Here is a 12,459-nt window from a genome sequence, read left to right as displayed (position 1 = left end):
CCCCCCCCCCGGCGGCTATGGTTTGGCATCAAGCCCAGTTTCCCAACGCACCGTTAACCAAAAATCAGCCGCTGCACGCCTAGCGTCCGCCGTTAAACATGACGGGGGTCGCATGGCGCAAGGTGCGCGAATTTTGGCGTTGGGCGCGGGGCTGTTGGCCGCCGTTACGCCGGCGCGCGCGCAATCCTCGTTCGCGGATGCGACCAGCATGACGTGGGACGGGGTGCTCACCGGCATCTTCCTGGGCCTGCTGCTGTTCTCGCTTGCCTATAATGCCGTTTTCTATCGCCTGCTACGCGAACGCTTCCTGATCTGGCAGAGCGTGCGCGCGCTGTCCCATTTTGCGCTCGCGGTCGCGCTGTCGCCGCTGGCGATGGGGGCATGGCTGGCGCCCGACAGCTTCGTGCGTCAGGTGTGGATCACCATCTTCTTCGATCTGAGCCTGGTCGTATCGGGCGTATTTCTGCGATCCTATCTCGAGCCGGGGATGGTCGGCCCGCGGCTTTATCGCTGGCTCGGCTGGCCGCCCGTCCTGATCCTGCTGACGACCCCCGCGACGGTCATGCCTGACGCGGACACCTATATGATACTGCGCAGCGCCGTGCTGGTCGCGATGCTGGCGCTGTGCGCGGCGACGGTGGTGATCGCGCTGAATCGTGGCAGCCGCACCGCACGCTATCAGGCGGCAGCGTGGAGCGGCATTGGCGGGGTTTATGGCGCCAGCCTGTTTTACGACATCGTGTTGGGGCAGCCGTTCGACAATTTTCTGTTCCTGCTGTTCCCGGCGCTCGGGCTGGAAGTGATGCTCACCGCGTTCGGCATCCTCGACCGTCTGATGCGTCTGCGCCGGGAGCGGCAGGAGGCGCGCGCACAGGCCGAGGCGATGCGGATCATCGCGCACACCGATCCACTGACCGGGCTGCCCAATCGGCGGGCAATCGAAAAAAGCTTCAACGACGAGCCGCCGGTCGCGATCGCGCTGGTCGACCTCGACCATTTCAAGGCGATCAACGATCATCATGGCCACGACGTCGGCGACCGGGTGATCTTTGCCGCCGGGGTTGCGCTGGGATCGGGATCGGCGCTGGCGGCGCGGGTCGGCGGCGAGGAATTTGCGCTTCTGTTCCGCGGCGCGCCTGCCGCCGTCGCGATCGAGGCCGAACGGCTGCGCCAGCGGATCGGCGCCTATGTCAAACAGATGGTGCCGCTGCTCGAACGTCCGGTGACCGCGAGCATGGGGCTGGTCCATATCGGCCGCGAAACCAGTTTCGGCGCGGCGATGAAGTCGGCCGACATTAACCTGTACGCCGCCAAGGAAAGCGGGCGCAATCGGGTGGTGTTCATCGAGGCGGCCTGAGGCTCGGCGTTAGGGTGGCGCAACGCGAAAGCGCAGCGCCTGAATGGTCGCGGGGGTCGTCGGCGCCAACAACAACAACCCGTCGAGTTCGCCCTTGGCGCAATTGAGGCGAAACGCCGCCGACAGCGCGCCGGTCGGCGCCAGCGGTTCGGCGGTTGGGCAATCGCCGACTTCGGCTTTCAGCTTTGCCAGTTCGGCCGCCCAATTTTCTGCCGATCGGTCCAGCAGGAAATTCATCGCGAGCTTGCCATCGAGCGGGACGAGGGTGCCCGCGGAATAGGCGGCGCGGATCGCGGCAAATGCGCCGGCGACAGCGGGGGTCACCGGCTCCGCGCGGCCGGTCAGCAACCCCGCCTTGTCCATCGCCACGGCACTGTCCCACGCGGGCGCTGACGGCCCGGCATAGGTGCGGTTCGACAATGCGAATACGCCGACGCCATGATCAGGCATCAGCATTACATGGCTGCCATAACCGGGATAGCCGCCGCCATGCGCCAGCGTCAGCCCGAGGTCGCAATCCTGCGCAACGCGCCAGCCCATCGCATAGGCTGCCGCCTGCTTGCACGCAGTGGCGCCGCTCGCGCCGATGCGGTTCGCCACCGCCATGAAATTAAGCCCCTGCGCCATTTCGCGCACCGTAGCGCGCTGGACTGGTCCCGTGTCGGCATCGTCGCGCGCCGGCCAGGCCGAGAGCAGGAAGGCGACCCATTTGGCATAGTCATTCGCGCTGACCTGCATCCCGCCCATCGCGTTGAACGCGCCGTCGATCATTTCGGGCTCGGGCGACCAGGCATCATTTTCCCAGCGATAGCCGCGGGCGTAATGGGCCGTCGGGGTTTTGGTCACATCGAAGCCGCTGCTCGTCATGCCGAGCGGGGTCAGGATCGCCTGCCGGACATAGTCCGCATAAGCCATGCCCGAAGCATTGGCGATAATCCGCCCGAGCAGCGCATAGCCATAATTGGAATATTCGAACGCAGACTGCGGCGCGCGGCTGAACGGCACCCCGGCGGCGATCATTTTTGTGAAGTCTTGCTGCGACAAAATCTGCTGCCGGTCGCCCCATGGGTCGTCGGTGACGAGTCCGCCGACGTGGTGAAGCAGGTCGCGGACGCGGATGCGCGGGCTGTCCTTGGTCGGATAGACCCAGTGCTTCATTTCGGGGACATGCTGTTCGGCGAGATCGTCGAGGCGCAGCTTGCCGTCGTCGCGCAACTTGAGGATCGCTAGCGCGGTGAACGCCTTGGTCATCGACGCTATGCGAAACCGGCTGTCGACCGTAACCGCGCGCTTGTCGGTCAGATCCTGGAGGCCGACGCCCTTCACATAGGCGAGCTTGCCGTCCTTGACGACGCCATAAACCATGCCGGGGACATGCGCGTCGGCCTGATATTGGGCGAACAGCGCGTCGATTTCGGGGGCGATCTGGTCGAGCGTTTTGGGCGCAGGATCCTGAGCCTGCGCCGCAAGCGGCGCCAGCAACAATGTCAAAGCCAAGCCCGACGTCCAACGCATATTCTGCCTCCCCTATGGTGCGGGGACGCTATCAGCGCGCCAAAGCCGCGGCAACGGGCGATAAGATACAGGTTGGTTTATTCGACGAACGCGGCGTCGATCGTCACGCCGTCGTCGGTCCATATCGGCACCGCGCGCACATTCATCGGCACCATGAAGCGCTTGCCGTCAGGCCTGGCGATTTCGAGAATGTCGCCAGCGCCGAAATTGTCGATCGCGACGACTTCGCCGATCGCGCTGCCATCGGTCGACACGCACGGCAGCCCGAGCAGGTCGTGATGGTAATATTCGCCCTCGCCCAGCGGTGGCAGCGCCGAGCGCGGGACGGTCAGCACTGTACCGCGCAGCGCCTCGGCGCCGCTGCGGTCAGTGATTTCGGCAAAGGTAGCGACCGCGCCCTGATTGGCGGGGCGGATCGACTTCAGGGTCAGCTTGCGGTCGCCCGCCGCAAAAACGGAAAAGGCGCGGAGGGTTTCCGCGCCTTCACCGAATAGCTTGAGGCGGACCTCGCCCCGCACCCCGTGCGCGCCGGCGATGGCGGCAAGGGTGACGGGGCGGTCAGCGTTGGCCAAGGCTTAGGCCTTGGCTGCTTCTTCGCCAGCTTCTTCAGCGGGCGCTTCTTCGGCAGCAGCTTCTTCGGCAACCGGGCCGCCTTCCGAAACTTCTTCGGCGATCGCGGTCGCGTCTTGGGCGGTCGCGTCGGCGGGAACGTCGTCAGCGACGGCTTCGGCAACGGCTTCGGCAGTGTCTTCGCTTTTCACCGAACCGGTCGCATCCGATTCAGCAGCTTCGGGAGCAGCTTCTTCAGCGGCGGGCGCTTCGGCAGCAGCCTCTTCAGCCGGAGCAGCTTCTTCAACCGCTTCCGGTTCGGGTGCCGGAGCGGCGGCAGCTGCAGCGGCAGCTTCTTCGGCGTCAGCCAGCTTCTGCGCCTTTTCTTCGGCGCGTTCCTTGGCCTTTTCGCCGGGGACAGCCTTGTTCGGGTTGTTGCGCGCGGCGCGTTCCTGGACACCGGCGGCGTCGAGGAAGCGGGCAACGCGGTCACTGGGCTGGGCGCCGACGCTCAGCCAATGCTTCGCGCGATCGGTGTCGAGCTTGATGCGCTCGGGATTGTCCTTGGCAAGCAGCGGGTTGTAGCTGCCGATGCGTTCGATGAAGCGGCCGTCGCGCGGGCTGCGCGAGTCAGCAACGACGATCTTGTAGTAAGGACGCTTTTTCGAACCGCCGCGTGCGAGGCGAATAGCAGTAGCCATGATATTTTCCTTTTGTCTGTAAACCGAAATTTTGTTGCAATTACTTCTTTTTATTCATAAAATTCGCGAGCTCTGGCGGAATGGATCCGCCTCCGCCCATGCCAGGCATGCCGCCCATTCCGCCGCCCATGCCGGGAATGCCGCCGCCCTTGCCGAACAGTGCACCGAGGCCTTTCAGCCCGCCCATCTTGCGGATCTTTTTCATTGCGCCGGCCATTTCCTGGTGCATCTTCAGCACCTTGTTGACCTGTTGCACCGTGGTGCCCGAGCCGTTGGCGATGCGGATCTTGCGCTTCGCGGTCAGGATTTCGGGCTTCGCGCGTTCCTTGGGGGTCATCGACCCCATGATCGCATCGAAATGGATGAGCATTTTGTCGTCGGCGCCGCCCTGCGCCATCGCGACTTGCGCCTTTTTGATCCCAGGGATCATGCCCGCGAGCGCGCCGAGACCGCCCATGCGGCGCATCTGGTTGAGCTGGGTTCTGAGGTCGTTGAGGTCGAACTGGCCCTTGGCCATCTTCGCCGCCATCGCCTCGGCCTCGTCGGCCTGGATCGTTTCGGCGGCGCGTTCGACGAGGCTGACGACGTCGCCCATGCCCAAGATGCGGCCGGCGATGCGCGAAGGCTGAAACAGTTCGAGTCCGTCGAGCTTCTCACCCGTACCCGCAAATTTGATCGGTTTGCCGGTTACAGCGCGCATCGACAGCGCCGCGCCGCCGCGCGCGTCGCCGTCCATGCGGGTGAGCACGACACCAGTCAGCGGCACCTGATCGCTGAAGCGCTGCGCAACCTGCACCGCGTCCTGCCCGGTCAGGCTGTCGACGACGAGCAGGGTTTCGGTCGGCGTCGAGGCGCGCGAAACCGCCTGCATCTCGTCCATCAGCTGCTGGTCGACGTGGAGGCGGCCCGCGGTGTCGAGCATCAGAACGTCGAAACCCTGAAGTTTCGCCGCCTGCATTGCGCGTTGCGCGATCTCGACCGGGCCCTGGCCCGCGATGATCGGCAGCGTTGCCACGTCAATCTGGGTGCCGAGGACGGCGAGCTGTTCCTGAGCGGCGGGGCGATTGACGTCGAGCGACGCCATAAGCACCTTCTTGCGCTCTTTTTCCTTGAGCCGCTTCGCGATCTTGGCGGTGGTTGTGGTTTTGCCCGAGCCCTGCAGGCCGACCATCATGATGACCGCCGGGGGCGCGACGTTGAGGTCGAGCTCGGCGGTTTCGGAGCCGAGCATTTCGGTCAGCGCGTCGCTGACGATCTTGACGACCTGTTGCCCCGGGGTGACCGAGCGCAGGACGTTCTGGCCGATTGCGAGGTCGGTGACCTGATCGACGAAGCTGCGCACAACGGGCAACGCGACGTCGGCCTCGAGCAGCGCGATTCGCACTTCGCGCATCGCGGCGCGCACGTCGGCCTCGGTCAGCGCGCCGCGACCGCGGAGCTTTCCGAAAACATCGCCCAGCCGATTGCTCAGACTATCGAACACCGCCACAAATCCTTTGTTTCGACGCCCGCAACGCAAAACACGCCGGTGAGCGAAACCTCGCCAACCAGCGGTTATCCGTGGACACAACTTCCGTCGCGGACATCGATATGTTCGTTCGCAAGATGCGGCCGAACGGGGCGCCATTACACCGATCCCCCTTCAAAGGCAAGCGAGCGAAACCGGCGCCGACTTAACCCAAATTTCACCGCTTGGCGTGCATGAGGACGTCGATGGTGGGGAAAAGCCAAATGACCGAAACGCCCAAACAGTCGGACCGCAGCACCGGAGCCAAGCGCGACGTCGTCGCCGGCGGCATCGTGGTCGCCGCGATCCTGCTGTTCGTCGGCACCGGCAGCACGGTCATGCAGGCGGTCGTCAATACGATGATCGGGATCGGCGGCGGACCTGATCGCGCGCTGGCCGCGGCGATGGTGCTCAATGTCGCGCTGATCCTGTTCGGCTGGCGCCGTTACGAAGACCTGAACCGCGAGATCCGCGAGCGCACCGAAGCCGAACAGCGGGCGCGCTATCTGGCCGATACCGATCCACTGACCGGCTTTCTCAATCGCCGCTCGCTGCTCGCCACCGGCCAGCAGCAGATCGCGAAGGCGATTGCCGACAAGCGCCACGTCGCGCTGTTCCTGCTCGACCTCGACCATTTCAAGACGGTCAACGACATCCACGGCCATGCCGCAGGCGACCGCGTGCTGCAGGTCGCCGCCGAGCGCATGTCGGCGATCCTGCCGCCCAATGCGACCAAGGCGCGGCTGGGTGGCGACGAGTTCGTCGCGATGCTGGCGTTTGAACCATCAGCCCGCGCAACGATCGACGCGCTTGCCGCCGAACTGGTCGCCGCGCTCGAAACTTCTGTGACCCACGATGCACAGCAAATTCGCATTGGCGCCTCGCTCGGCATCGCGCTCGCCGACGATGCCAGCGTGACGATGGAGACCATGGTGCGCCAGGCTGACATCGCAATGTACAATTGCAAGGACGAAGGGCGGAACCGCTTCTGCTGGTTCGAACCCGGCATGGAAATGGCGGTGCAGGTCCGCAACCAGATCGAAAACGGCATCCGCGAGGGCATGCCGCGCGGTGAATTCGTGCCGCATTTCGAACCTCAAGTCGACATCGCCAGTGGCCGTCTGGTCGGTTTTGAGATGCTGATGCGCTGGGAATCGCCCGAATATGGCATGATCCCGCCCGAGCGTTTCATCCCGGTCGCGGAGGAAAGCGGCCTGATTGGCGAATTGTCGCTGCAGGTTATCGGGCGTGCGATGGAGATCGCCAAAAGCTGGGATCCGTCGATCCTGCTTGCCGTCAATATTTCGCCGCAGCAGCTGAAAGACCCGTGGTTCAGCCAGAAGCTGACCAAGCTGCTGGTCGAGGTCGGTTTCCCCGCAAGCCAGCTTGAGGTCGAGATTACCGAAAGTTCGTTGTTCGAGAATCTGCCGCTCGTCCGCTCGATCGTCACCAGCCTGAAGAATCAGGGCGTATCGCTGAGCCTCGACGATTTCGGCACTGGCTACAGCTCGCTGTCGCACTTGCGCGCGCTGCCGTTCGACCGGATCAAGATCGACCGCAGCTTTGTCTCCGCGATGCGCGGCAGCCCCGATGCGCAGGCGATCGTCGTCGCGATCGTGCGGCTGGGCGAAAGCCTGGCGATGCCGATCACCGCCGAGGGCGTCGAGGACGAAGCAACCGCGATCGAACTGACCCGGCTCGGTTGCGCCAAGGGCCAGGGCTGGTATTTCGGCCGTGCCACGTCCGCCGCCGACACCGAACGCCTGCTCGCCGACCGCGGGCTGCTCCGCACGTCGATGCTGCCGCCGACGAGCCCCGATACGGGTTCGGACACGGCGGGCGTAGAACCTCTGCGCAAGACGGCATAACCTGCTCACCTCCCTTCTTCCGGGAGGGGTCGGGGGTGGGTTAGCAAGCGCAGCTCGCCGCTCTAAACTGCCCGCGCTACGCACCGCATCCAGCCCGAAAAGACGGAATGCGCGCGGCAGTTGCGGCGCGACTCCGCGCCCGCCTAGGGAAAGCTTTGGCGGCCATTGTCGCGCTACCGACCGGCATTCACACGACTCGTCGTCGGACATTACATTATCGACCTTGCCTGCCGCGAGGCCAAGCTTGCGGTCGAACTCGACGGCAGCCAGCATCTCGATCAGCAAGGCTATGCTCTGCCCCGCATCGCTAGACTTCCCTGCCCTGCCCCCTTACATGCGCGGGATATGGCGGACCGCTTCACCAAGATGCATGGGCTGGGCAATGATTTTGTCGTCATCGACGCGCGCACCCGCGCGGTCGAGATGACCCCAGCGCGCGCGCATGCGATCGCCGACCGGCGTCATGGCATCGGGTGCGACCAGCTGATCCTGCTCGAACCTTCGACCAAGGCCGATGTGCGGATGCGGATCTTCAACGCCGATGGCGGCGAGGTTGAGGCCTGCGGCAATGCGACGCGCTGTGTCGCAACGCTGATCGGCCAGCCCGCGGTGATCGAAACTCTGGGCGGCATGCTGCGCGTCACCCCGGCGGACGGCGGCGCCGAAGTCGTACTGGGCGAGCCGATGTTCGACTGGGAGCTGATCCCGCTCGCGATGCCAATGGATACGCGTGACATGCCGGTGGCGTGGGACGAGCTGGAGCATGGCGCCGCGGTCAATGTCGGCAACCCGCACATTGTGTTTTTTGTCCCCGAGGCCGACGCGGTCGCGCTTGACGAGCTGGGGCCGCGGATCGAGACCGATCCGCTGTTCCCCGAGCGCGTGAACGTCAATGTCGCGAGCCTTGACGGCGACAACCAGTTGCAGGTGCGCGTGTGGGAGCGCGGGGTCGGGCTGACACAGGCGTGCGGCACCGGCGCCTGCGCCACCGCGGTTGCCGCGATCCGCGCGGGCCTCGTACAGTCGCCCGTGACCGTTGCCTTGCCGGGCGGCGACCTGATCATCTGCTGGTCGCCGGGCGAGCCGATCGTGATGAGCGGCGCGGCGACGCGAGTGTATGAGGGCGAGACCGACTGGGCGCAGTTCGGATGAGCGATGCGGTCATGGACGGCGTTGAAGTCGTCAATTTTGGTTGCCGGTTGAACATTGCCGAAGGGGAGGCCATCCGTGACGCGGCGCGTGAAGCTGGCGCGCGCGATTCCATTGTCTTTAACAGCTGCGCGGTGACCGACGAAGCTGTGCGGCGGGCGCGGCAGGCGGTGCGGCGGGCTTTGCGCCAGCGACCCGGGGCGGAGGTTGTCGTTACGGGGTGTGCGGCGGAGCTGGAGGCCGCGCGCTTTGAGAACATGGGGGCGCGGGTGGTGCGCAACGACGCCAAGGGGCTAGTGGAGAGCTATCTTCCAAATTCTCCCCCGATCCCCTGCGAAGGCGGGGGTCCATCTCCGGTCATCGCGTCAGCAAACGAAGGGCGACGGCAAAACGAGAGCGTAGGTGATGGGCCTCTGGCTGTGCAGGGGCGCAGTTTGCCTTACACCCCCGCCCTTTCTGGCGCCGACCATGCGCGCGCTTTCCTTGGCGTCCAGACCGGCTGCTCGCACAGCTGCACCTTTTGCGCGACCGTCATGGCGCGCGGGACGGCGCGGTCGGCGGCAGTCGAGACGGTGGTCGCGGCCGCGCGCGTCGCGATCGACCGCGGTCAGCGCGAGATCATCCTGACCGGGGTCGATCTGGCGAGTTTTGGCGACGACAGCGGTACCACGCTTGCGGCGCTGGTCGAGGCGCTGCTTGTGCTGCCGATCGAGCGGCTCCGCCTCTCGTCGCTCGACCCAAACCGCATTGACGATGCGCTGTTCGCACTGCTGACGCAGGAATCGCGCGTCATGCCGCACGTCCACCTGTCATTGCAGGCGGGCGACGATATGGTGCTGACCCGCATGAAACGCCGCCACCGCCGCGCCGACGCCGTGGCGCTCGTCGCAAGGCTCAAAGCCGCACGCCCCGAGATTGCGATCGGCGCCGACCTGATCGCCGGATTTCCGACCGAGGATGATAGCATGTTCGCCAATTCGCTGGCCCTGATTGACGATTGCGACATCGTATTTGGCCATATCTTTCCGTACAGCGCGCGCGCCGGAACCGCGGCCGCGCGCATGCCGCAGGTAGGCCGCACGGTGGCGCGCGAGCGGGCGGCGCGTCTGCGCGAAGCCAATATGGGGCGGCGCCATGCCTGGCTCGATGCGCAGGTAGGCACAACGGCGAGCATGCTGGTCGAACGCGACGGGCTGAGCGGTCATGCCGCGAATTTTGCCGCGTTGGCGCTGAGCGCGCCTGCTGCCGCGGGTATGATCGTTCCGGTTCAAATCGAGGCGCGTGAGGGCGACCGGCTGATCGCAGCGGAGATTACAGCATGAGCGGGCAAAGCTGGAGCGACCGGCTGCTTGGCGGGTTCAAGCGCACGTCGGAACGGCTGGGCGAAAATCTGGCGGGGCTGACCGGCAAGGCGCGGCTCGACGAGGACGATCTTGACCGCATCGAAGAAGCGCTGATCACCGCCGACCTTGGCCCCGCGATGGCAGCGCGCATCCGCGACCGACTGTCCGAACGGCGCGATGTCGCCGCGAACGGCACCGAGGAGTTGCGCAAGATCGTTGCCGAAGAAATCGCCGCGGTGCTGCGCCCAGTGGCCGAACCGCTCGAAATTGACGCCTTTCCGCGCCCGCAGGTCATCCTGGTGATCGGGGTCAACGGATCGGGCAAGACCACCACCATCGCCAAGCTGGCGCATCTGTTCCAGGAACAGGATTATGGCGTCATGCTGGTCGCGGGCGACACGTTTCGCGCCGCGGCGATCGGCCAGCTGAAAGTGTGGGCTGATCGGCTGGGTGTGCCAATCATGGCCGGGCCCGAGGGCGGCGACAGCGCCGGGATCGTGTTCGACGCGGTGAAACAGGCAACCGCGACCGGCATCGACGTGCTGATCGTCGACACCGCCGGACGCCTCCAGAACAAGCGCGAGTTGATGGACGAGCTCGCCAAGATCAAGCGCGTGCTCGGGCGGCTCAATCCCGCCGCGCCGCACGACGTCGTGCTCGTCCTCGACGCGACGACGGGGCAGAATGCGCTGGCGCAGATCGACGTGTTCCGCGAAGTTGCTGGTGTCACGGGCCTCGTGATGACCAAGCTCGACGGCACCGCGCGCGGCGGCGTGCTCGTTTCGGCGGCCGAGCGGCATGGGCTTCCCATCCACGCGATCGGCATCGGTGAAACCATCGACGACCTTCGCCCGTTCGACGCTGACGAGATCGCCGCCATTATTGCAGGAAACATACGATGACCGCCGCCCCCGTCGACATTCCCCCCAGCGGCCCCGAAGCAATCCCCGCGGCGCCGCCCGCGAAGCATGGCTGGCTGAACTTCGTGATCGACTTCGGGCCGCTGCTCGTCTTTTTCCTCGCCTATAAATTCTCGTCGGGCGGCGAAGGCGCCTTTGCCGCGACCGCCGCGGCGATCAAGGGCACCGTCGCCTTCATGGTCGCGATCATCATCGCGATGGCGGTGTCGAAGTGGAAGCTGGGCAAGATTTCGCCGATGCTGTGGATGTCGAGCATCCTCGTCATCGGCTTTGGCGCGCTGACGATCTGGTTTCACGATGAACGCTTTATCGTGATGAAACCGACGATCATCTATGGCGCCTTTGCCGTGTTGCTGTTGGGCGGTTGGTGGTTCAAGAAACCGATGCTCAAATATCTGCTGCAATCGGCGCTGGAGGGTTTGACCGACCGCGGCTGGTTGCTGCTGTCGCGCAATTGGGGGCTGTTCTTTGCCGCGCTCGGGATCGCCAATCATGTGATGTACGAAATGATACAGGCCAAGCAGATGAGTTTTGACCTGTGGCTGACGGTCAAGGTGTGGGGGATCACCGCGCTGTCGTTCCTGTTCACGCTGACCCAGGTGCCGGTAATGCTGAAGAACGGGCTCGCCATCCCCGACGAACCGGCGACCGACAAAAGTTGAGTCCGGCCCCCGACGCTGGCATAGTGGGCGCGATCGGTTCGGGGTCGCGGCCCTGCCGGATACACGAGGGGGAATGAATATGGATAAATTTTTCGGCAATCTGCACGCGGTGCTGGGCGCGGGGCTGGTGCTTTCGATCGTCCTGATGCTGGGCTTGAACGGCCAGAATTTCGAGGACGGCATGGCCGCCGCCAATGCGGTGATGCGCTGGCTGCACACGTTTTTTGGCGTGCTGTGGATCGGCCTGCTTTATTATTTCAACTTCGTCCAGATTCCAACGATGCCGAAAATCCCGGCTGAGCTGAAGCCCGCCGTCGGAAAGCATATCGCACCCGCGGCACTGTTCTGGTTCCGCTGGGCGGCGCTGGCGACCGTGGTGCTAGGCGTCGCGATCGCGGGCCACGCACAATATCTGGCGCCCGCGCTGGGCTTTCAGGATCCCTACAAGCTGATTGGTGCTGGCATGTGGCTGGGGCTGATCATGGCGTTCAACGTATGGTTCGTGATCTGGCCGAACCAGAAGAAAGCGCTCGGCATCGTCGAGGCCGACGATGCGACGAAGGCCAAGGCAGCCAAGACCGCGATGATCTTTTCGCGCACCAACACCTTGCTGTCGATCCCGATGCTCTATGCGATGGTGAACTTCAGCTAAGCTAGCCAGCGACGTTTGGAAAAGGGGCGCGCCGGAAAACCGGGGCGCCCTTTTCATTTGCCGCTCGTGTCGAGCGAAATAGAGACACGCAGAAGTCGACCGCAAACGTCGCGTGTCTCGCCTTAGCGGCCCACGAACGGGGTTGTCGGCCGGGGTGGTTATTAAACCTCCACCGGCGTCTTGTGGAGTAGTGCGGTGATTAAATATTTGGCGCCGCCCCAAAGCCTACCCCCCCC

General features: G+C 64.7%; 10 protein-coding genes and 1 pseudogene. 7 read left to right on the top strand and 4 right to left on the bottom strand.

The features are described 5' to 3' along the window. Positions 1 to 112: 112 nt before the first annotated feature. Positions 113 to 1,357: a diguanylate cyclase gene (locus tag K0M74_RS17550; protein WP_293975471.1), complete on the top strand. Its 1,245-nt coding sequence runs from the start codon at positions 113 to 115 to the stop codon at positions 1,355 to 1,357. Between the two features lie 9 nt (positions 1,358 to 1,366). Here the strand turns inward: K0M74_RS17550 and K0M74_RS17545 are convergent, their stop codons facing one another. The 4 genes and pseudogenes from K0M74_RS17545 to ffh form a co-directional block, all read right to left on the bottom strand. Next, positions 1,367 to 2,872 (bottom strand): serine hydrolase, encoded by a 1,506-nt coding sequence (locus K0M74_RS17545; protein WP_293975469.1) that lies wholly within the window; start codon positions 2,870 to 2,872, stop codon positions 1,367 to 1,369. Between the two features lie 77 nt (positions 2,873 to 2,949). Continuing rightward, on the bottom strand, positions 2,950 to 3,444 hold the full coding sequence (rimM, locus tag K0M74_RS17540; protein ID WP_088442891.1) for a ribosome maturation factor RimM: 495 nt from the start codon (positions 3,442 to 3,444) through the stop codon (positions 2,950 to 2,952). Positions 3,445 to 3,648: 204 nt separating this feature from the next. Beyond that, positions 3,649 to 4,122, bottom strand: a pseudogene (gene rpsP / locus K0M74_RS17535) (30S ribosomal protein S16); the annotation flags it as partial. A gap of 40 nt (positions 4,123 to 4,162) precedes the next feature. Then, positions 4,163 to 5,605, bottom strand: coding sequence for a signal recognition particle protein (gene ffh, locus K0M74_RS17530; protein ID WP_293975465.1), 1,443 nt, complete (start codon positions 5,603 to 5,605; stop codon positions 4,163 to 4,165). Positions 5,606 to 5,853: 248 nt separating this feature from the next. On the opposite strand from ffh, the gene K0M74_RS17525 reads away from it, so the two are divergent. From K0M74_RS17525 to K0M74_RS17495, 6 genes are all read left to right on the top strand, one after another. Beyond that, positions 5,854 to 7,497, top strand: a complete 1,644-nt coding sequence (locus tag K0M74_RS17525; RefSeq protein WP_293975463.1) for an EAL domain-containing protein — start codon at positions 5,854 to 5,856, stop codon at positions 7,495 to 7,497. A gap of 165 nt (positions 7,498 to 7,662) precedes the next feature. Next, the gene (gene dapF, locus K0M74_RS17515; RefSeq protein ID WP_366932703.1) at positions 7,663 to 8,649 is read left to right on the top strand and encodes a diaminopimelate epimerase; all 987 of its coding nucleotides are present in this window, start codon (positions 7,663 to 7,665) and stop codon (positions 8,647 to 8,649) included. Next, on the top strand, positions 8,646 to 9,968 hold the full coding sequence (locus K0M74_RS17510) for a radical SAM protein (RefSeq protein WP_293975461.1): 1,323 nt from the start codon (positions 8,646 to 8,648) through the stop codon (positions 9,966 to 9,968). The genes dapF and K0M74_RS17510 overlap by 4 nt, the downstream gene beginning before the upstream one ends. After that, entirely contained in the window at positions 9,965 to 10,891 is a 927-nt protein-coding gene (ftsY, locus tag K0M74_RS17505) for a signal recognition particle-docking protein FtsY (protein ID WP_293975459.1), read from the top strand. Before K0M74_RS17510 ends, ftsY begins: the two co-directional genes overlap by 4 nt. Beyond that, complete coding sequence (locus K0M74_RS17500; RefSeq protein ID WP_293975457.1) at positions 10,888 to 11,571, top strand: inner membrane-spanning protein YciB; 684 nt, start codon at positions 10,888 to 10,890, stop codon at positions 11,569 to 11,571. Before ftsY ends, K0M74_RS17500 begins: the two co-directional genes overlap by 4 nt. Positions 11,572 to 11,650: 79 nt before the next feature. Beyond that, positions 11,651 to 12,223, top strand: a complete 573-nt coding sequence (locus K0M74_RS17495) for a urate hydroxylase PuuD (RefSeq protein WP_293975455.1) — start codon at positions 11,651 to 11,653, stop codon at positions 12,221 to 12,223. The last annotated feature ends 236 nt before the right edge of the window (positions 12,224 to 12,459 follow it).

The sequence above is a fragment of the Sphingopyxis sp. genome, from assembly GCF_019459305.1.
Taxonomy (GTDB): Bacteria; Pseudomonadota; Alphaproteobacteria; order Sphingomonadales; family Sphingomonadaceae; genus Sphingopyxis.
This window is presented reverse-complemented; position numbering and strand designations above follow the sequence as displayed.

Coding starts and splice junctions, on each gene's coding strand:
- ftsY (WP_293975459.1), top strand. CDS start 9,965: ATGAGCGGGCAAAGCTGGAGCGACCGGCTGCTTGGCGGGTTCAAGCGC.
- K0M74_RS17550 (WP_293975471.1), top strand. CDS start 113: ATGGCGCAAGGTGCGCGAATTTTGGCGTTGGGCGCGGGGCTGTTGGCC.
- K0M74_RS17495 (WP_293975455.1), top strand. CDS start 11,651: ATGGATAAATTTTTCGGCAATCTGCACGCGGTGCTGGGCGCGGGGCTG.
- K0M74_RS17545 (WP_293975469.1), bottom strand. CDS start 2,872: ATGCGTTGGACGTCGGGCTTGGCTTTGACATTGTTGCTGGCGCCGCTT.
- K0M74_RS17510 (WP_293975461.1), top strand. CDS start 8,646: ATGAGCGATGCGGTCATGGACGGCGTTGAAGTCGTCAATTTTGGTTGC.
- K0M74_RS17500 (WP_293975457.1), top strand. CDS start 10,888: ATGACCGCCGCCCCCGTCGACATTCCCCCCAGCGGCCCCGAAGCAATC.
- K0M74_RS17525 (WP_293975463.1), top strand. CDS start 5,854: ATGACCGAAACGCCCAAACAGTCGGACCGCAGCACCGGAGCCAAGCGC.